At 30.1% G+C, this 21,811-nt stretch carries 18 protein-coding genes; 8 read left to right on the forward strand and 10 right to left on the reverse strand.

The window, feature by feature from the left end; translation table 11 throughout:
* Window positions 1-5: 5 nt before the first annotated feature.
* The 4 genes from DS884_RS06830 (at window position 6) to DS884_RS06845 (ending at window position 5,283) form a co-directional block, all read left to right on the forward strand.
* Window positions 6-2,711, forward strand: a complete 2,706-nt coding sequence (locus tag DS884_RS06830; protein ID WP_147239380.1) for a hypothetical protein — start codon at window positions 6-8, stop codon at window positions 2,709-2,711.
* 5 nt (window positions 2,712-2,716) lie between these two features.
* A complete protein-coding gene (locus DS884_RS06835; protein ID WP_113786230.1) occupies window positions 2,717-3,265 on the forward strand; it encodes a hypothetical protein in 549 nt (182 codons plus the stop codon).
* A 285-nt stretch (window positions 3,266-3,550) separates the two neighbouring features.
* On the forward strand, window positions 3,551-4,810 hold the full coding sequence (locus DS884_RS06840) for a hypothetical protein (protein WP_113786231.1): 1,260 nt from the start codon (window positions 3,551-3,553) through the stop codon (window positions 4,808-4,810).
* Between the two features lie 44 nt (window positions 4,811-4,854).
* Complete coding sequence (locus DS884_RS06845) at window positions 4,855-5,283, forward strand: hypothetical protein (protein WP_147239381.1); 429 nt, start codon at window positions 4,855-4,857, stop codon at window positions 5,281-5,283.
* Between the two features lie 71 nt (window positions 5,284-5,354).
* Here the strand turns inward: DS884_RS06845 and DS884_RS06850 are convergent, their stop codons facing one another.
* From DS884_RS06850 to trxA, 4 genes are all read right to left on the reverse strand, one after another.
* Complete coding sequence (locus DS884_RS06850; protein WP_113786233.1) at window positions 5,355-6,692, reverse strand: deoxyguanosinetriphosphate triphosphohydrolase; 1,338 nt, start codon at window positions 6,690-6,692, stop codon at window positions 5,355-5,357.
* An 80-nt stretch (window positions 6,693-6,772) separates the two neighbouring features.
* Complete coding sequence (locus DS884_RS06855) at window positions 6,773-9,172, reverse strand: ribonucleoside-diphosphate reductase subunit alpha (protein WP_093869578.1); 2,400 nt, start codon at window positions 9,170-9,172, stop codon at window positions 6,773-6,775.
* A 175-nt stretch (window positions 9,173-9,347) separates the two neighbouring features.
* Complete coding sequence (locus DS884_RS06860) at window positions 9,348-10,319, reverse strand: ribonucleotide-diphosphate reductase subunit beta (protein WP_093869577.1); 972 nt, start codon at window positions 10,317-10,319, stop codon at window positions 9,348-9,350.
* Between the two features lie 268 nt (window positions 10,320-10,587).
* Window positions 10,588-10,947 carry a thioredoxin gene (gene trxA / locus DS884_RS06865; protein WP_093869576.1) on the reverse strand — a complete coding sequence of 120 codons (360 nt, stop codon included), beginning with the start codon at window positions 10,945-10,947 and terminating at the stop codon, window positions 10,588-10,590.
* Window positions 10,948-11,120: 173 nt separating this feature from the next.
* Here trxA and DS884_RS06870 point away from each other — a divergent pair, with 173 nt between their 5' ends.
* Together DS884_RS06870 and DS884_RS06875 are read left to right on the forward strand one after the other, a co-directional pair.
* Window positions 11,121-13,280 (forward strand): prolyl oligopeptidase family serine peptidase, encoded by a 2,160-nt coding sequence (locus tag DS884_RS06870; RefSeq protein WP_093869575.1) that lies wholly within the window; start codon window positions 11,121-11,123, stop codon window positions 13,278-13,280.
* 139 nt (window positions 13,281-13,419) lie between these two features.
* The gene (locus DS884_RS06875) at window positions 13,420-15,498 is read left to right on the forward strand and encodes a M13 family metallopeptidase (protein ID WP_113786234.1); all 2,079 of its coding nucleotides are present in this window, start codon (window positions 13,420-13,422) and stop codon (window positions 15,496-15,498) included.
* Between the two features lie 93 nt (window positions 15,499-15,591).
* On the opposite strand, the gene DS884_RS06880 is transcribed toward DS884_RS06875, so the two are convergent.
* From DS884_RS06880 to DS884_RS06890, 3 genes are read right to left on the reverse strand one after another with little or no spacing between them, the layout of a single operon-like run.
* Window positions 15,592-15,810, reverse strand: coding sequence for a hypothetical protein (locus tag DS884_RS06880; protein WP_093869573.1), 219 nt, complete (start codon window positions 15,808-15,810; stop codon window positions 15,592-15,594).
* A gap of 3 nt (window positions 15,811-15,813) precedes the next feature.
* Entirely contained in the window at window positions 15,814-16,236 is a 423-nt protein-coding gene (locus DS884_RS06885) for a hypothetical protein (RefSeq protein WP_113786235.1), read from the reverse strand.
* 5 nt (window positions 16,237-16,241) lie between these two features.
* A complete protein-coding gene (locus DS884_RS06890) occupies window positions 16,242-16,781 on the reverse strand; it encodes an RNA polymerase sigma factor (protein ID WP_113786236.1) in 540 nt (179 codons plus the stop codon).
* Between the two features lie 134 nt (window positions 16,782-16,915).
* On the opposite strand from DS884_RS06890, the gene DS884_RS06895 reads away from it, so the two are divergent.
* Window positions 16,916-17,851, forward strand: a complete 936-nt coding sequence (locus DS884_RS06895; RefSeq protein ID WP_113786237.1) for an ABC transporter ATP-binding protein — start codon at window positions 16,916-16,918, stop codon at window positions 17,849-17,851.
* Window positions 17,852-17,928: 77 nt separating this feature from the next.
* Here DS884_RS06895 and DS884_RS06900 read toward each other — a convergent pair whose 3' ends face one another.
* Entirely contained in the window at window positions 17,929-18,378 is a 450-nt protein-coding gene (locus DS884_RS06900; RefSeq protein ID WP_113786238.1) for a 3-oxoacyl-ACP synthase, read from the reverse strand.
* On the reverse strand, window positions 18,375-19,481 hold the full coding sequence (locus DS884_RS06905; RefSeq protein WP_113786526.1) for an NAD(P)/FAD-dependent oxidoreductase: 1,107 nt from the start codon (window positions 19,479-19,481) through the stop codon (window positions 18,375-18,377). The genes DS884_RS06900 and DS884_RS06905 overlap by 4 nt, the downstream gene beginning before the upstream one ends.
* A gap of 70 nt (window positions 19,482-19,551) precedes the next feature.
* On the opposite strand from DS884_RS06905, the gene DS884_RS06910 reads away from it, so the two are divergent.
* On the forward strand, window positions 19,552-20,031 hold the full coding sequence (locus tag DS884_RS06910) for a hypothetical protein (protein ID WP_147239382.1): 480 nt from the start codon (window positions 19,552-19,554) through the stop codon (window positions 20,029-20,031).
* A 71-nt stretch (window positions 20,032-20,102) separates the two neighbouring features.
* Here the strand turns inward: DS884_RS06910 and DS884_RS06915 are convergent, their stop codons facing one another.
* Window positions 20,103-21,644 (reverse strand): aldehyde dehydrogenase family protein, encoded by a 1,542-nt coding sequence (locus DS884_RS06915; RefSeq protein WP_113786240.1) that lies wholly within the window; start codon window positions 21,642-21,644, stop codon window positions 20,103-20,105.
* Window positions 21,645-21,811 lie beyond the last annotated feature (167 nt).

Here is a 21,811-nt window from a genome sequence, read left to right on the forward strand (position 1 = left end):
AGAGAATGAACACTATTACAACCATAACAGACTTAATTAAATTTTTAAAGGTAGGGACTTCCAACGGGAAAACGAATCAGGAAGTGTTGGTTAAAAAAATAACCCGAGATGCTACTTATGAAGAAAGTACTCAGTCTTTTCGCGATTTTGGATCACAACACAAAGAAGTCAATATTCCACAAACCATATATTTAAATAAGGATAATAATGCATTTTTAAAACAACAGTATACCACAGGTATTTTTTACAAACCTATCACCTATCAAAAAGATTCAGCATTGTATCCTGAAGAAGGAATAAAAGAGTATATAAGAGAATTCAATATTACAGATGAATTATATAATGGCGGATATGGTTTTTATGTAAATCAAGAAGACACTCTAGTTACTTCAATTCAAATAACAACCCTAAATAACTTAAGTAACTATGCTGCTTACCAAGCAAGTGCTTTTTCCTATTTAAAAAGCTACCCCATTGTTCCTTATAAGTATACAAGTGTGTACGGAAATTCAATAGCAGATACTATTAAAGTTGTTCCGAACACTAAAAGTGGCTTGATTCATAAATTTCCTGTTATTACAAAATCCTTTGGAACAGGTTTTAGCTATTGTTTATCCTATTATTATAAAAAAGATAGTACTGAAATAAGAAGCATACCTCCGGCAGAAGAAGATTACCAATTTATAGGGCTACGTATTTATTGTAAAGATATAACTACGGTACTACAATTTTTAAACGAAACAATTTTTAGCTATTACAATGAGTATACAGACTTTCAATCTAAATGGCGTAATTTATTTCTAATTAAATTGATTGAAAAAATAGCTCCTGCGTATAATAATAGCAAGCGACATAATAAAGCAGCTATTGTATATCATTTAGCGCAACCCTTATACTATGCATTTAATATTGACTCTCTTTGGAATTTACTAGAAGGGTTAGCCAAAGGATACATACGAAACTATTTAAGTATTAATGAGGAAGATTTAATTATAAAAACATTACGAATACTCTATTTTAGATACACACACAGGCAAAAAACAAAAACCATAGACGGCTCAAAAGTACTAGAAGAAAAAGACATTGGAAATAAAGAAATAAACGATCTTTTTATTGAAAACTTATTAAGAGCAGATAAAAAAATACTTTTATACAAGCTAATTGATGGTTTAAATGGAGAGCATTTTCAAACCTATGTATATTTTATTTGGAGTATCTGGAAAAGTAGTTCGTATGCTAATATCAACCCAAAAACGAATAAATTAATAGCTATTACTGATAAAACCCCTGTACTTTTAGCATATCAATCTAAGAAAATTTTAGGATTTCATTCTGATAATGCTACCATAAACTGGAAGGGCGACCAACCTCTAATAGATATTTCTGTTAGTGTAAAAACAGGTAGATTTGAAGAAAAAACAATAGAAAGAGAAGATGGAAATCAAAAAATAATAGTAGAAAAGCAAGAAAAACACCAATACAGCTACCATCCGTTTTCACCATTGGTATTACAGAATGGTAAAAACCCTGCATTTCTACTAAAAGACAAAGATCAAAAAGAAGGCACTCGTTTTACAAAGCTACCTGCGTTCTTATTATACGCTAATGACCAAAAGGCTTTTTGGGAAAATGTATTGACCGGAGTAGAATATGGAGTTGATATACTAACCACCGTATCAGGTGTTGGTAACCTAATTAAAGTAGGACGTTTATTAAAACTCCTTAAAAACGGAAAAAAATTGTTGTATAAAACCAAACAAGTAACTACAGCAATTGCAATAACAAAAGCAGTAGCTGGGGCTATAGAAGTAAGCTCAGGAGTCGTAAACACTTTGTTAAATCTCACTAGTATTGATGATACCGAGTTAGGAAAAAGTATTTCTAAATATTTGTTTTATTTAGAAATGGTAGCGTTGACTGGTGAAGTTTCGTTTTTTTTAAAGGGAAAACTACAGAAAACAGCAAAAGAAATTGTAGAAAACTCTAATTTTACAAAGTCGTTAGATGAGTTAGTTGAAAAGGAAAAGATTGATGAAAGATTAAGGAATAAGGTTTTTGAAGAGATAAACTCTATAAAACTATTCGATGAACCACTAAAAATTACTTCTTTTATAGCAAAAATTTCGAAAATACTTCCAAAAGTTATTGATGATGCTCCAAAAGTATTAAAAGAAGCTGAAAAAATAATTCTTAAAAAAGCAAATTTAATCGAAGATATAGAGAAACAGCTAGAATATGCTTTTGTTTGGAATACTGAGAAAAATTTTAAAAACTTAAAACCATTTACCTCAGGAGAAGTTGATGGTGTAATTATTGGAGATGCTTTTGGAAAAGGAGCAAAAATGACTAAGCAAAGAAGATTAAGTTTAAAAGGAGCTATAATGACTCATAACCATCCTAATTTTACTAGATTTAGTGATGATGATATTAAAGCTTTTCTTAAATATCAATTAAAGGAATTAAGAGCCATAAATTCAAAAGGTATTATATACAGTTTAAAACTAAAATCTGGTTCTAAAATTTCTAAAGAAGAGATAACTAAAATGTATAAAGATTTAAATGAAGCCAAAACAAAATTTGCAGTTAAAAATCTTATAAACGCCCAAAGTTATGCTGATAAGCAAAAATTAGTTTCTAAATTTAATGTTTTTGAAGAAGAGTTTGTTTTAAATAAAATAAAAGATAGAATTGAATATATTATATATAAATAAAAAGTATGATTACAAATAAAGAATTGACAGATTGGTTATTTTATGAATCTCGTTACAAAGATGCATTAGATAAGAATGAGTACTCGGACCCTAAGTATTTAGATTTAAATTTCCCTCATAGAGAAAATTTTAGAAATAAACTTCTAACATGTACATTAAAAGATTTTGTAAGCACATTAGTTTGGATTTTTAAAGATAAATACCCATGGGAGTACCCACATATTGAAACAGGTCAGATGCAATGGGATAATAAAAACAGGACACTTATTAGCAATACTAATATTAGAGAGGCTCAAGATATTTATCCTTTAGAATTTGTAGAAGATGAACAGGTTATAGGCTATTTATTATCTTTAAAAATTCGTTTTAAAAATCCACAATTTGAAGCTATAAACTGGGTTGAAAAAGCTCTTGAAGGTAAAAACTATATCAAAAAAACAAATGATGATGATGGTATATATATATATATAGTAGAAGACTCGATAATTGATTATATAGAAACACATAATGATTATGTATTAATCACCATTGATAAAGAAAAACACTTTTCATAAAAAGTATGAGTAAATAACAAAAAAAACATAAAAACTACTTTACAAACATCTTGTAAGGTAGTTTCTATATTTCAATTATATACTAAAATAAATTGGACTCCCAGCTAGCGCGCTAATTTTTCGGATTCCGTTTCTGAAGAGACAGTATAAACATTTAATTAAGTTTGCTAAAAATCGTTAATACTTTTTATAATTTACTATAAAAAACTTTAGTAACTCTCAATTAAGATAATTACTAAAGTATACAGTTATAACATATTGTAATGTTGTAAGAACTAATCGCCATTGGTATTACAAAATGGTAAAAACCCTGCATTTCTACTAAAAGACAAAGATCAAAAAGAAGGCACTCGTTTTACAAAGCTACCTGCGTTCTTATTATACGCTAATGACCAAAAGGCTTTTTGGGAAAATGTATTGACAGGAGTAGAATATGGAATTGATATACTAACTACTGTATCAGGTGTTGGTAATCTGATTAAAGTAGGGCGTTTAGTAAAACTCCTTAAAAACGGGAAAACCTTATTGTATAAAACCAAACAAGTAACTACAGCAAAGGCAGTAGCTGGTGTAATAGAAGTAAGCTCAGGAGCCGTAAACACTTTGTTAAAACTTACCAACGTTAATGGTACCGAGTTAGGAAAAAGTATTTCTAAATACCTTTTTTATTTAGAAATGATGGCACTGACTGGAGAGGTTTCAGTTTTTTTAAGGGAAAAACTTAAAAACAGTGCAAGAAGTATTCTAAAAGAGCGTAAGGAGTTAAATAAACTTTTAAACAAATCTGTTAAAGATCCCGAAAACCTATTAACTCCGGAAGGGAAACAAGTGTTGTTAAAAGAAATTGAAAATATAGCAGAGTTAGAATTAGAAAAAACTTTAAAAAACTATATTGATTTTAGACCAAAATTTATTTATAATGTAAGTGAAACCACAAGGTTATGGAGAGCTAAATCATTAATTCCTATTACTAAGGATGAAATTATAGGGTTATTTACAAAACATTTAGATGAATTTCCAGGATTAGTAAAAGGGCATAACCAGGCCGATTTTAATATTAAATTTTTTGAAAATGGAAAACAACTTGATGAAGTTAACGAGTTTTCTTTATCAGGTGATAAAGATAAAATTCTAACAACTTTTGGGGTCTCTCCCCTATTACCTTCAAATACCATTGATGTATTTAAAAACTATGATGAATTTATTACATTTGTTACAGGAGCTTATGATTTAACTGGTCGTGCCAGAAAATACGATAGTGAGATAAAATTTGTGTATAACTTTCTAAAAAACCATGTTCATAAGGCAGATGAATTTGTGATTGAAATCAGTAATATTTTTGCTACTTGTTCAAGTTGTTCTCGTGAATTTGTAATGTTAGAAGAATACCTGAAATCTATCGGAAAAAAAGTAAAATTCATTGTGAAATCTGATGAATCTGTAAAAGGGTTTAAGGAATTAAAAATAAAGTATCCTGTTATTAACAAGAACATTAAGAAATATTATAAAATTTATAAAAGAAATAAAAAATTAAAAAAGAAATAAAGATGAAATTAAAATATATGCAAAAATTAAAAGATAACCCAAACTTGATTGGGGAATCTTGGGCAGTAAATAAAGGGCTTTCAAAAGAAGATACCTTGATCCTTTCCGATAAGTTTAATGATGGCAAAGAATTCCCTTTGGTTTTTAATGAGTTTTTAACTTTGGCTGGAGAGTCAAACGGACTTGATATTGTTGCAATATCGGATGACTTTGAACAACTTAGAGAAGATTGTGAAGAATCATTAGAGTACACAGGTTACAAAATGGATAGACCTTATTTTGTGTTTGATCAATTAGATAGTCAGTATAGTATTTTCTTTTTAGATGAAGACAAGGAAGATCCCGATATATATATACTGGATGCTTATGCTAAAAAAGAAGAAAATTGGCCTTTGTATAGAGATGTCAAATACACCTTTAGTAAAATGATTAACGATGCTATTTACAGAAGGTTAAATAACATTCCTTTATAAAATTAAATAAGGGATGAATAAAACAGTATTCATCCCTTATTTAGTTATTTTTAATATAGTTATAATTTCACCTAAACAATATTTCCCATTATTTTTCTATGTAAACGAATTGCAAAACCATCAGATAAACCAGCAATATAACTACATATTTGCATTACTCTATCGTATAAGTTTTCACGTTCTTGCTGATATTCTTGTGGTAACAAATTCAATACTAAGGTATCGTAATTTGACTGTTTGTTCTCAAATTTATTATTTAAAGCAGTTACAAAAACATCTAATAAATCAGCAATAATTTTATATCCAGCTACTTCTTTTTCTACGACCTCTTTGCTTTTATAAATTTTAGCAACACTAATTTTTATAATGTCGTTTATTTGAGCTTCATATTGGCATTTATCTAACAAGCCTTTATCAAAAGTTCCGTTTAAAATAGCTTCTTCATTTTCTAAAAATATGGCTACTGCCTCATTAATTAAAACTCCAATTGCCAACGCTCGTAAATAGCTAACCCTATCTTTTTTATGTTTTAAAGAATGGTATTTTGCGCTATCTATTGTGTTTTTAACTAGCTTAATCATATACTCTAAAGCATAATCTTCATCAATTAAACCTAAGTTAATACCATCTTCAAAATCGATAATTGTATAACAAATATCATCTGCAGCTTCTACTAAATACGCTAACGGGTGACGATAATAGGAGATTCCTGCACTTTCTTTCTGCTTCAATCCTAAATCTTCAACTAAATCTTGAAAAGCAGTCTTTTCCGACTGAAAGAAGCCATATTTCTTATCTACTATATGTTTGGTTGGCTTTTTAGGTAAACTCTCTTTAGGGTACTTAATAAAAGCTCCAAGTGTAGCATACGATAACCGTAAACCACCCTCAACACCATCTCTACTCTCCGTTAAAATTTTTAAACCGTTTGCATTTCCTTCAAAGTCTATTAAATCTTGATATTCCAGTTCTGTTAAGGCTTCTTTATATTGAAGTCCTTTTCCTGTTTTAAAATATTCTCCTATCGCTTTTTCTCCTGAATGACCAAAAGGCGGATTTCCAATATCATGCATTACAGAAGCTCCCGCAACAATAGCACCAAAATCGTTAAACGTATATCCTAATTCTACTAATTTAGGATGACGCTTTAACAGCTCCTTTCCTACTCTTCTACCTAATGTACGACCTACAACAGATACTTCTAAACTATGCGTTAAACGGGTATGTACAAAATCGGTTTTTGATAATGGAATTACCTGGGTTTTATCTTGTAAACTTCTAAAAGCTGATGAAAATATAATTCTATCAAAATCTACTTCAAATCCTAAACGAGTTTCATCTTGTTTAGCTCTCTCACGTTTTTGTGTATCTCCAAATCGTTTTAACGATAGTAATTGCTCCCAGTTCATTGTTTGAATAAAATTTGTCGAATTTACTAAAAAAAGAGAAGCCTTTCGACTTCTCTTTTTTTCACTTATAATTTATTGTTTTAAGATCCACACATTAAGCAATCATCGTCTGGCGCTCCATTTTTAGAAGCGTCTACCATTGCTTTAAATTCAGAAGCACTCATTGGTTTATCATCTTCAATTACTTCTTCTTTCTTCTCAATGTTTAATGTAAACTGTTTTGCGTTTACTGCCGATTTAGTACGTAAATAATACATTCCTGTTTTTAAACCACTTTTCCAAGCATAGAAGTGCATTGATGTTAACTTACCAAAATCTGGATCTTTCATAAATAAGTTTAACGATTGAGATTGATCGATAAAATATCCTCTATGGCGAGCCATATCAATAATATCTTTCATACTCATTTCCCAAACTGTTTTATATAAATCTTTTAAGTCTTGAGGAATTTCTTCAATATGCTGGATAGATCCGTTTGCACGCATAATATCTTCCTTCATGTTGTTATCCCATAAATTCAACTCTACTAAATCTTCTAGTAAATGTTTATTTACTACAATAAACTCACCCGATAATACTCTACGTGTATAAATATTAGAAGTATATGGCTCAAAAGCTTCATTGTTTCCTAAAATTTGAGAAGTAGATGCAGTAGGCATTGGTGCAACCAATAATGAATTACGAACTCCATGCTCCATTACTTCTTTACGTAAATTACTCCAATCCCAACGACCACTTAAATCCTCTTCTTTAATTCCCCACATATTGTGTTGAAACTCTCCTTCAGACATTGGTGAACCTTTAAATGTTGAATATGGTTCTTTTGCTTTTGCAATTTCCATTGATGACGTTACAGATGCAAAATACAAAGTTTCAAATATTTCTTGATTTAACTTTTTAGCTTCATCAGATGTAAATGGCATACGTAACATAATAAATGCATCTGCCAATCCTTGAATTCCTAATCCAACTGGACGGTGACGAACATTCGAATTCTCCGCTTCTACAACCGGGTAATAATTTCTATCAATTACCGTATCTAAGTTTCTAATAACTTTTTTAGTTACTTTAAATAACTTATCATGGTCAAAAAACTTATTTCCATTTTCATCTTCACCAACAAACATTGGTATTGCTATAGAAGCTAAATTACATACTGCTACCTCATCTTTAGCAGTATATTCCATAATTTCAGTACATAAATTTGAAGAACGAATAGTTCCTAAATTCTTTTGATTTGATTTACGGTTAGCAGCATCTTTATATAACATGTACGGAGTACCTGTTTCAATTTGCGATTCTAAAATTTTCTCCCATAAATCACGTGCTTTAATGGTTTTTCTACCTTTTCCAGCGGCTTCGTAACTTGTATATAAACGCTCAAACTCTTCACCATAGCTATCAAATAAATGCGGACATTCATGTGGACACATTAACGTCCAATCAGCATCTTTTTGCACACGCTCCATAAATAAATCAGAAATCCACATCGCATAAAATAAATCACGTGCTCTCATTTCTTCTTTACCATGATTTTTCTTTAAATCAAGAAAATCATAAATATCAGCATGCCAAGGTTCTAAATACATTGCGAAAGAACCCTTACGCTTTCCTCCTCCTTGATCTACATAACGTGCAGTATCATTAAATACTTTTAACATTGGTACAATACCGTTTGATGTACCGTTTGTACCAGCAATATAACTACCTGTTGCACGAATATTATGTAGAGACAAACCAATACCTCCCGCAGATTGCGAAATTTTTGCAGTTTGTTTCAATGTATCGTAAATACCCTCTATACTATCATCTTGCATTTGTAATAAGAAACAAGATGACATTTGTGGTTTAGGTGTACCTGCATTGAATAATGTTGGCGTAGCATGTGTAAAATATTTTTTACTCATTAATTCGTATGTAGCGATTGCTTCGTCAATATCTTCTTTATGAATACCAATAGACACACGCATTAACATGTGCTGTGGGCGTTCAACAATATTCCCATTTAATTTTAATAAATAAGAACGTTCTAAGGTTTTAAAACCAAAATAATCGTAATTAAAATCACGACTATAAATAATAGTAGAATCTAATTTATCAGCGTTTTTCATGATAATTTCATACACATCATCAGCTAACAAAGGAGATTTTTTTTCTGTACGTGGATTTACATATTCATATAAATCAATCATCGTTTCTGAAAACGATTTCTTTGTATCTTTATGTAAGTTTGATACAGCAATTCTTGCAGCCAACTTTGCATAATCAGGATGAGCTGTAGTCATTGTCGCAGCTACCTCAGCCGCTAAATTATCTAATTCTGAAGTAGTTACTCCATCATACAACCCTTCAATAACACGCATCGCTACTTTTACCGGATCAACAATTTGGTTTAATCCGTAACACATTTTTTTAACCCTTGCTGTAATTTTGTCAAACATTACAGGTTCTTTTCTACCATCTCTTTTTGCTACATACATATTATTACTATTGGTTTTTAAGTTGGTTTATAGAGTCACTAAAGCATCATGCTTATAATAACTCATACATGTTAAAATAATTTTATTTCTTTTTGAAAATATTATGATGCTAAAAACACAATCGTGTTTTAGCAAAATTTACCGCATGTAGGGGGTAGCAGTATGTCGTTCTTATTTAAAAATCAGCATCGAAGCTAATGTCTCCTGTACCACCAGATGATACTCCTGCTTTTTGATACTCAGATACTCTTTTTTCAAAGAAGTTTGTTTTTCCTTCTAATGAAATCATTTCCATAAAATCAAATGGATTAGTAGCATTGTATTCTTTTTCGCATCCAAATTCTAGTAATAACCTATCGGTTACGTATTCTAAATACTGTGTCATTAATTTGGCATTCATACCAATTAAACTCACAGGTAAAGACTCAGTAATAAACTCTCTTTCAATACTTAACGCATCAATAATAATAGCTCGAATTCGGTCTTTAGGTACTTTATTTACAATATGATTATTGTGTAAATGAACTGCAAAATCACAGTGCATTCCTTCATCACGAGAAATTAGTTCATTAGAAAAAGCTAGCCCAGGTAATAATCCTCTTTTCTTTAACCAGAAAATAGAACAAAATGATCCTGAGAAGAAAATTCCTTCAACCGCTGCAAAAGCGATTAAACGTTCAGCAAATGAATCTGACTCTATCCATTTTAATGCCCATTCAGCTTTCTTTTTAATAGCAGGAAAAATTTCGATAGCTTTAAATAACCTATCTTTCTCTGCTTCGTTTTTCACATACGTATCTATTAATAATGAATACGTTTCAGAATGAATGTTTTCCATCATTATTTGAAAACCATAAAAGAACTTTGCTTCAGAATACTGAACTTCATTTACAAAGTTTTCAGCTAAGTTTTCATTTACAATTCCATCAGAAGCTGCGAAAAAAGCTAACACATGCTTAATAAAATAACGCTCATCATCTGATAATTTAGTTTCCCAATCTACAACATCTACAGATAAATCAATTTCTTCAGCAGTCCAAAAACATGCTTGTTGTTTTTTGTACCATTCCCATAAGTCATTATGTTGAATTGGAAAAATTACAAATCTGTCTTTATTCTCTTGTAAAATTGGTTCAATACTAGCCATTCTGTAAACTAAAATTTAATGTGTTATTTTTAGGTTGTTAGGGGAAAACAAAGATTGGAATTTTTACTAAAAATTGAAAGCCATACTTATTCACAAATCCCTTGAAGTTTTTAACAAAATGATGTTTTTAAGTTTTTAACGCTCTAAAAACACAATTCTTAAAAAACTACTAATCAAATAATTAAAAACCAAAAAAAAGCTTCCGTAGTGATAATCACTGAGTTTCTTAAAACAGTTCATTTCATAAAAAAAAGTGATGTTTTTAACATCACTTTTTTATTTTTAAAACGTCTCCAATTATTTGTTCAATTTGTTTTTTGGGGAGTGCTCCATTTGCCATTTGTGGCTCTTCACCTTTAGGACAAAAAAGCATAGAAGGTATACTTCGAATACCAAACGCTGCAGAAAGTTCTTGTTCTGCTTCCGTATCTACTTTATAAATATGTATTTTACCTTCATACTCATTACTTAAATCTTCTAAAACAGGAGCTAATGCCTTACATGGACCACACCAATCAGCATAAAAATCAATAATTGCTGGAATTTCACCTTCAAAACTCCATTCTTTATTCTTTTCATAGTTAAAAACCTTTTCAAGAAAAGTTTCCTTTGTTAAATTTTCTGTCATTTTTTAAAATTAATTATAACCTTACTTTTACTTTAAATCTCTTAATTGTAAAATTAGTCGTTTTAACTGATAATAATTACAAAAAATGGATTTATGTTAAAATCCTCTTAAAATGTAACACTCTTGCCTATTTTTCTTCTAACTTTGAGAGAACTATCTAATTCTTTTTTAAGATGAAAAAACTAATCATTCCTATTCTAATTACTGGCTCTATATTTATGGCTTGTAAAGAATCAAAAAACACAAAAAGAGACATTACTGTGAACTACCCTGAAACTACTAAAATTCCCGTAGTTGATGATTATTTTGGAACAAAAATAACAGACAACTATCGTTGGTTAGAAGATGATAAAAGTAAAGAAACTGAAGCTTGGGTTAAAGCTGAGAATGAAGTTACCTTCGATTACTTAGATAAAATTCCTTATCGTAAAGAATTAAAAAATCGATTGTCTGAATTATGGAATTACGAAAAACTAGGCGTTCCTTTTAAAAGAGGCGACTATACATACTTCTATAAAAACAATGGTTTACAAAACCATTATGTTTTATATAGAAAAGACAAAGATGGTAAAGAAGAGGTTTTTTTAGACCCAAATACATTTGCAGAAGACGGAACTACATCATTAGGTTCGGTTAGCTTTTCAAAAGACAAAAAAACGTTAGCTTATTCAATATCAGAAGGCGGAAGTGATTGGAGAAAAGTAATCATTATGGATGCTGAGTCAAAAGAAATTAAAGAAGACACTATTGTTGATGTTAAATTTTCTGGAATATCATGGAAAGGAAACGATGGTTTCTACTATTCAAGCTATGACAAGCCTAAAGGAAGTCAGCTATCTGCTAAAACTGATCAACATAAATTATATTACCATAAATTAGGAACAAGTCAAAAAGAAGACAAGGTAATTTTTGGAGCTAAACCTGAAGAAAAACATAGATATGTTAGTGGTGGTGTTACCGAAGATGGTAAGTATCTTTTTATTTATCCAAGAATATCTACTTCTGGTAATAAATTATTAATGAAAGATTTATCAAATGACAACAATCCTATTGTTACAATTTTAGATACTGACAATAGTGATACTTATGTTATAGAAAATAAAGGAACTCAGTTATATTTAGTTACTAACCTTAATGCACCGAATCAAAAAATAGTTACAGTTGATGCATCAAATCCTACAGAAAAGAACTGGAAAGATTTTATTCCTGAAACAGAGAATGTATTAAGTCCGTCAACTGGTTCTGGTTATTTCTTTGCTGAATATATGGTAGATGCTGTTTCAAAAGTATTACAGTATGATTACGATGGAAAATTAGTTAGAGAAATAAAATTACCTGGAGTAGGATCTGTTGGTGGTTTTGGAGGAAAAAAAGAAGCTAAAGAGTTATATTTTTCATTCACCAATTATAACACTCCTGGATCTTCATATAAATTCAATCCAGAAGATGGTACTTATGAGATATACTGGAAACCAAATATTGCTTTTGATGCTGATGGATATGAAAGTAAACAAGTATTTTACACTTCAAAAGATGGTACAAAAGTACCTATGATTATAACGTATAAAAAAGGAATAAAGCTTGATGGAAACAATCCTACTATACTATATGGTTATGGAGGATTTAATGTAAGTTTAACGCCAAGTTTTAGTGTTGCAAATGCCGTTTGGATGGAACAAGGTGGTGTGTATGCTGTACCTAATTTACGTGGTGGTGGTGAATATGGAAAAAAATGGCACGATGCAGGAACTAAACTAAAAAAACAAAATGTTTTTGACGATTTTATAGCCGCTGCTGAGTATTTAATTAAAGAAAAATATACCTCATCAGAGTATTTAGCTATTCGTGGTGGATCAAATGGAGGTTTATTAGTTGGAGCAACTATGACACAACGACCAGATTTAATGAAAGTAGCGCTACCTGCAGTTGGAGTATTAGATATGTTACGTTATCACACATTTACAGCTGGAGCTGGTTGGGCTTATGACTATGGAACTTCTGAGCAAAGTAAAGAAATGTTTGAATACTTAAAAGGCTATTCACCTGTACATAATGTAAATAAAGATGTAAAGTATCCTGCAACTATGGTAACAACTGGTGACCATGATGATAGAGTGGTACCAGCCCATAGTTTTAAATTTGCAGCTGAACTACAAGACAAACAAAAAGGAGCTAACCCTGTTTTAATTAGAATTGAAACAAATGCAGGTCATGGAGCAGGTACCCCAGTAGCAAAAACTATTGAACAGTATGCTGATATATTTGGATTTACATTATTTAACATGGGCTTTGATCAATTACCAAACCCATCTAAATCAAAAATTAAAAGTTAAGCTTTGTAACATTTTCTCCCATTTATTGTCTTATTAAATAAACCTGGCGAAAAAGTTTATTAAAGAAAAGGATGAAAAATACTATTGAAGAGAAAACATCTAAGTTTTGCATTTAATTAAATCAATCTAATTATATATAATGAAAACCATACATAAACTTGTTTTTACAACAGCTGTAGCCTCTTTAGGTGTTGTTGCTTGTAAAACTGAAAAAAAACCTGAAGAGAAAGCTCAAGGTATCATATTAGAAAACATGGACACATCTGTTAAACCTACAGATGATTTTTTTAGATATGTTAACGGAACTTGGATGGATAAAACCGAGATTCCTGCCGATAGAACTTCTTGGGGTGGCTTTGGAGAACTTCGTAAAAAAACGGATGCCGATGTATTAGCTATTTTAAATAAAGCTATTGAAGAAGGTAATTTTCCAAAAATAAAAGATTCTAAAGGAAATGAAATAGATTCAGATCAAGAGAAGGCAGTGAACTATTATGAAAGCATCATGGATACTGTATCACGTAATAAACAAGGTATAGCTCCTGTAGCACCATATTTAGCTAAGATTGATGCTATAAAAACTAAAAAAGATGTTGAAACATATTTAACTAATATGGCTCAATACGGAGGTGGTGGTTTTTATGATTTTGGTGTTTTTAACGACTTAAAAAACAGTAGTATGAATGCTGGTTATTTAAGTGGTGGTGGTCTTGGTTTATCTAGAGATTATTATGTAGATCAAAAAGTAAAAGACAAATTAGAAAAATACCAAGAGTTTGTTGCTAAAATGTTAGTTAAATTTGGTGATGATGAAGCTACTGCTAAAAAAAATGCAGCAAATATTGTTGCTTTTGAAGCTAGTTTAGCTGAACCAATGATGACTAAAGAAGAGCGAAGAGACACTCGTAAAATGTATAACCCAATGACAGTTGCTGAACTTCAAGAATTAGCACCTGCAATTGATTGGGATGCTCATTTAAAAGGAATTGGTGTTAACAATATTGAAAAAATAATTGTTACTGATCCTGGGTACTTTAAAGCAATGAATGATATTTTTACAACTCGTTCTGTAGAAGATATCAAATTAGTATTACGTTGGAATACTATTAACACTTCACTTAACTTATTAAGTACTGATTTAGAAATAGCAAACTGGGAGTTTTACAGCAAAACAATGCGTGGTGCTAAAAAACAACGCCCAAGAAATGAGCGTGCTTTAGGAAACTTAAACGGTGCTATCGGTGAAGCTTTAGGTAAATTATACGTTGATGCTAAATTTCCGCCAGAAGCAAAGAAAAAAGCTAAGGAAATGATTGATAATGTGATGTTAGGTTTCGAAAAACGTATTGCTCAATTACCTTGGATGAGTGAAGAAACTAAAGAGAAAGCTTTAGCAAAATTACATAAGTTAACCGTTAAAATTGCATATCCTGATAAGTGGAAAGATTATTCTGCATTACAAGTAAAAGGCTTAAAAAATGGAGGTACATATTTTGAAAATGCAATTAATGTAGCTAAATGGAATTATAATAAAAACATGGCTAAATTAGGTAAGAAAGTTGACAGAACTGAATGGGGAATGTCTCCTCAAACTGTAAACGCTTACTTTAATCCAGTAAATAATGAAATCGTATTTCCAGCAGCAATTTTACAACCTCCTTTTTACAACTACAAAGCTGATGAAGCTGTAAACTATGGAGGAATTGGAGCTGTTATCGGTCATGAAATTTCTCATAGTTTTGATGATTCTGGTGCTCGTTTTGATGGTGATGGAAACTTAAAAAATTGGTGGACAGAAGATGATTCAAAAAAGTTTAAAACTATCGGAGACAAGTTAGTTAAACAATACAGTGATATTATTGCTATAGATAGCATGCACTTAAACGGTAAATATACATTAGGAGAAAATATTGGAGATTTAGGAGGAGTTCAAGCTGCTTATGAAGGTTTACAAATTTTCTTAAAAAAGAATGGTCGTCCTGCTGATATTGATGGTTTTACTGCTGAGCAACGTTTCTTCCTTTCTTGGGGTACTATTTGGAGAACAAAAATGCGTGATGAAGCTTTAAAAAACTTAATCATGACCAATACACATGCTCCTGGACAATATAGAGCTTATATGCCTCTTAAAAACGTAGATGCTTTTTACAAAGCTTTTGACGTTAAAGAAGGTGATAAAATGTATATAACACCTGAAGAAAGAGTTAGAATTTGGTAAACAAACTTTAGTCTTAAAATATTACAATTCTTAAGAATTGCTTTTAAAATAAAAACCGATACATCTGTATCGGTTTTTTTTATCTTTCTTTACTTAATCAACTAACTCCACACAATGGAATCCTTTCTTTTCAACTTTATTAATAATATCAACTTCTTCTATATAATCAGTTGCTTCTATTCGTAAAACATTATCAATATCTTCAATATCAATTGATACATCAATTATATTACTATCTTCATTAAATAGTTTATGAATCGATTTCACTTTATGTTCAGTATTTATATCTGTTCCGTAAATAAATAATTTCATAATTTATTCTTGTTTAGTATCTGTATTACTGTGTTCATCCATACGCTCTTTGAATTTTTCGTAAGCGTCACTCCCCTCCTCTTTCCAGAATTTTTCATAATGTTCCCAGTCAGAAACATTCTTATTACATCTGTTTTTATCAAAAGATCTAAATTTATGCTTCTTTTTTTCTCTTGGAGAGCAGTCCGAGCTATGTTTTCCTCCAGAGCATAATAAAATTTTAGACAAAATAAATAATCCTACTGCTTGCCAATAACTAATAACTGGTAACCCAAAAATCTCTGGCATTAACGTATTCCATAACCACATAATTACATATCCAAATAATATGGCTAATCCAATAATTGCTATCACTCCAAAAACTATTCTTCCTATAAATATCCCTAAAGATTCTCCTTTAACCCTTTCTTTAAATAAATTTTCCATCTGTTTTAATTCTTGTTATTTTTTAATTCTATTTTTTTTAATAAAAGTCCTAATGCTCTATGTCTTCTAGACATTAATGTTCCTATTGGTACTCCTAAATCTTGTGATAATTCATTATATGTATACCCTTCAAAATCGATAGCTATAATTATTTCTTTATATATTGGCTTTAAACTCAACATTCTTACTTTAATTTCTTCCTTCATTGCTTCTGAATAAACATCTTCAGAAGCTCCATATAAAGCTTGTGTAAGCTCATTTAACTTTAAAGCATCAATATCTTCATCTGAAATATTTTGTTTGTTCTTCCTCATCCTATCAATAATCTTATTTCTTAATGACCTGTATACAAAACTTGCCACGTTATTAATAGGAGAATATCCACTTACACCTGAAAACAATTTAAGCGCAACATCTTGAATAATATCTTCAGCATCTTGATTAATATTTTGCTTTATTTTAGACCTAACGTAAGATTTAAGAACATTATATTCTTTATCAAAAAATGCTTTGAGTTTTTTATTATTTTCTGATTTGTGGTTCATTTATAAGCTTTTTAATCGCTCTTCAATTATAAAGACGTAGCTTTTATAATCTATTGCATTTTTTTATAAAAAAATTAAAAATCATCGTTTAATATAAAGAGGTATTATTTTATTCCTTTGCTTATTTTTGCTCTATGCTACACGTAAATAATATTTCTTTTCAATATTCTACACAAAACAACACTTTACAAAATGTAAGTTTTACACTACAAGAAGGAGAAAACCTATGCATAATGGGAGAAAGTGGCTGTGGAAAATCTACATTGTTGAAAATTATTTATGGCTTATTAGATGTAAATAAAGGTACTATCTTTTGGAAAAAATCTCAAATTTTAGGACCTGCTTATCATTTAGTTCCTGGCATGGATTTTTTTAAATATGTGGCGCAAGATTTTGACTTAATGCCTTACACTACTGTAAGTGAAAATATTGCAAAATTTTTATCACGTTTTTACCCTGAGAAAGCACAACAACGAACAAAAGAGTTACTTGAAGTTATTGAAATGACCGAATTTGCTGATGAGAAAGTTAAAAATTTAAGTGGTGGACAACAACAACGAGTTGCTATTGCTAGAGCGCTTGCTAAAGAACCAGAGCTACTATTGCTAGACGAACCTTTTGGGCAAATAGATAATTTTAAAAAGAACTCTTTAAGAAGAAATTTATTTACTTATTTAAAAAGTAAAAACATTGCATGTATTGTAGCTACGCATGATGGTGGTGATGCTCTTTCTTTTGCCGATAAAATGATTGTAATTAGAAATAATCAAATACTTGCTAAAAACACTCCAAAAAACCTATATAACGCACCTAGAGAAAAATATATAGCTTCTTTATTTGATGATGTAAATGAAGTAACAGTTAACAATACAAAATTACTTTTGTATCCTCATCAAATTAAAATTGTAGAAAAATCAACTATTATAGCTACCGTTTTAAACTCATATTATAAAGGGTTTTACTGGTTAATAGAAACTGATTTAGCAGGTCAAAAATTATTTTTAAATCACAATAGTTACTTAGATAAAAAAACAACAGTTTCACTAGAGATTAATAGTGAAACTGTTTAAAAATTCAAACTACTCGTTATAGATTGATAATTACTTCTTATAAAACAGTTAGAAGTTACCAATCCCTACTTTTAGTATTAAAGTATATTTTTTATAGCTATCTTTTTTCCATTAAAAGTAAGCTCGTCATTAACAGTTTTTCCTAATAATAACTTTCCTATTGGGGAAGAAACTGAAACTGCAAAAAAAGTTTTATTACTAATAATTATTTTACCTGCTGAAATACTTAAAAAGTAAGTAAACGAATTTGTTTCAATAATACTACCAAGGCAACTAGTACTAGAATTGGCAGTTAACACTATTCTTGCTAAGGTTTCTTTCATTTGCTGAACTCCATTTAATTGTTGGCCAGCTTTTTCCATTTCTAATTGTAACATAGCACGTCCTGTTTCATGCTTATCACCTGCTGAGCTTTTTGTTTCAGAGTGTAATGCTTTCTTATTTGAACTTATAATGCTCTCAATTGTTTGTAAACGATTATTTACAAAAGCCTCACATTCATTATATAATAATTCTTTTACATTCATGTTAAATCTGCTAATTCCTTTCCTATTAAACTACCTATTGCAACTCCCATTCCACCTAAACGAACTCCACAATAAACATTATTTGACACCTGTTTTACTATTGCTTTTTTTTGATTTCCTACTCCCATTATTCCACTCCATCTATAATCAACCTCAACTTTCTTATTTGGTAAAATAACTTCTTGTAAAATTTCATCTAACTTATTTTGAATTAAGTCGGTTTGTTCAAAACTAGTAGTCTCTTCTGTTTTGAAATCTAGGTTTCTACCTCCACCTAATAATATTCTATTATCAATGTTTCTAAAATAATAATATCCTTTATCTAAATGAAATGTTCCTTTTATCTGTAAATTCTCAATAGGCTTAGTAACCAATACTTGAGCTCTTGCTGGCTTTACGTCTTCTTTTAATAATTCTTTAGCAAACCCATTCGTTGCTATTAATATTTTTTTGGAAAAAAACTCAATTTTGTTTGTTTTGATATGTACCTTGTTTTGTGCTTCAATAAAACTTTCTAAAGCAATTCCATTCAATATTTTTATATCTAAATCTTGTGCTTTTTTCAATAGTTGAGTAACCATTTTACCAGTATCTATTTGACCTTCTAAAGAATTAGTTATATAGTTTTTATAGATATTCTCAAACCTAAAAACATTGTCATTAACAGTAAATACATTTCTTTTAAATAATGGATTTAATAACATGTTTATTTCATCTATCTTATCTAAACATTCGTTATAAAAACCTGTATCTAAAAATAATTCATGTCCTTTATTTTGTTGAAAGCTTATATTTTCATCCCCTAAATTAGTTCGTAATAACTGTAAGCCTTCCCATCTTTTTTTTACCAAATTAAAAACCTCTTCTTTGCTGTGTGTTTTTAAATCATCTATAAGTTCAGATAAACTACCAAAACAAGCAAATCCAGCATTTTTACTGCTAGCCCCTTGGGGTAAAACTCCTTTTTCAAGTATAACTATTTTGGCTTTAGGATATTTATTTTTAAGTTGAAAAGCACAATTTAACCCCACAATTCCACTTCCAATAATGGTAAAATCAATATTAGAAAACCACTCTTTTAACTCCCAATAACTATAATTCAACATTTTTTAATCTATAATAAATTAGTAACTTGGCATACTCCTTGAATTTAATGAAACTAAATAATACAAAATGAAAATAATGAAACTCTTCAGTCTATTAGTTTTAACTATTAGTTTTACTCAGTGCGCTAGCATGCAATTTGAAAAAACTCCTCCTTTTACAATTAAAGGAGCTAGCTATGTAAATATCACTGGTGGTATGCCTGGTAATAACAGTACAGATGTAAAAATAGCTTTTTCTTCTCCAAAAAAAGTAGTTTTTGAAAAACTCTATTTTATGAATAAAATTATAGACGTAACTATAGAAACTAAAGAAAACTCAAAATATATTATTGGAAGACACTATTATTCTTCAGGAAATACTAAGTATGACTTACAATTACATGATGATCCTAAAAAAGAATACGGTAATACTACTAAAAAAACAGAAAAGAAGTTTCCTTTTGAATTAAAAGAAAATGAAGCTGTTTTAAGCTATAAAGAAACTGGTAAAACAAAATATTTTAAAATAGAAAACATAAAAAAAGGGAAAGATGTAATTATGCAATAATTTTTCTTAAACCCAATAAAAAACCCCATTTAAATATTTTAAATGGGGTTTTTAGTATTATTAAAACACTATTATAAATCAAATTTGATTCCTTGAGCTAATGGTAACTCATCAGAATAATTTACTGTGTTTGTTTGACGACGCATATATACTTTCCAAGCATCAGATCCAGACTCACGTCCTCCACCTGTTTCTTTTTCACCACCAAAAGCACCTCCAATTTCAGCACCTGAAGTACCAATATTTACGTTTGCAATACCACAATCAGAACCAGCATATGATAAAAACTTCTCAGCTTCTTTCATTTCACTTGTCATAATTGAAGATGATAAACCTTGTGCTACACCATTTTGTAATTCAATAGCATTTTCTACTTCTCCAGAATATTTCATTAAATATAAAATTGGAGCAAATGTTTCATGCTGTACTATTTCAAAATGATTTTCTGCTTCAATAATCGCTGGCTTAACATAACATCCACTTTCGTATCCTTCTCCTTCTAAAACTCCTCCTTCTACTAATACTTTTCCTCCTTCAGCTTTTGCTTTTTCTATTGCAGCTAAATAGGTATTTACAGCATCTTTATCAATTAATGGTCCTACATGATTATTTTCATCTAATGGGTTTCCAATTTTAATTTGCCCATAAGCACCAACTATCGCATCTCTTACTTTATCGTAAACTGATTCATGAATAATTAATCTACGTGTAGATGTACAACGTTGACCACAAGTTCCTACTGCTCCAAATACAGCTCCTGGAACAACCACTGTTAAATCTGCAGTTGGTGTAATAATAATTGCATTGTTTCCTCCTAATTCTAATAAAGATTTACCAAAACGCTCAGCAACTGTTGCTCCAACAATACGTCCCATTCTTGTAGATCCAGTAGCAGATACTAATGGAATACGAGTATCAGTAGTAATATACTCTCCTACTTTATAATCACCATTAACAATACAAGAAATACCTTCTGGTAAGTTATTTTCTTTTAAAACATCTGCAATAATATTTTGACATGCTACTGAACATAAAGGAGCTTTTTCTGAACCTTTCCATACACATACATCACCACAAATCCAAGCTAAAGCAGTATTCCAAGCCCAAACAGCTACTGGGAAGTTAAATGCAGAAATAATTCCTACCACACCAATTGGATGCCATTGTTCTCTCATTACGTGTCCTGGTCTTTCTGAAGGAATTACTTGTCCGTTTAATTGACGAGATAAACCTACTGCAAAATCACAGATATCAATCATTTCTTGAACTTCTCCTAAACCTTCTTGATAAGATTTACCCATTTCATAAGAAACTAATTTACCTAATGGCTCTTTTAATTCTCTTAATTTATTTCCAAACTGACGAACAATTTCTCCTCTTTGTGGAGCTGGCATTGTTCTAAAAGTTTTAAAAGCCGAAGTAGCGGCATCCATTACCTTATCGTAATCTTCTCTAGTTGTAGTTTTTACTTTTCCTATTAACTTACCATCAACTGGAGAGTATGATTCAATAATTTCTCCATTAGAAAAATTTACAGAACCAGTTGAAGTTCCATTGTTTATTTCTTTTAAGCCTAATTCTTTAATAGCTTTATCAATTCCAAAATCAGTCATTTATTTCTAGTTTAATTATTGTTCAACTTTTATGGAAACAAAACTACGAATAAAAATACATTTCAAAAATTAAACATTCAAAGGTTTTTTGTTGTTTTTTATAACTTTTTGTATTAAAAAAAACAAAACGACTAGTTACTAAAAAAACCATCTATAAAAACATACAG

It is taken from the genome of Tenacibaculum sp. E3R01 (genome assembly GCF_003318185.1).
Classification (GTDB): domain Bacteria; phylum Bacteroidota; class Bacteroidia; order Flavobacteriales; family Flavobacteriaceae; genus Polaribacter; species Polaribacter halocynthiae.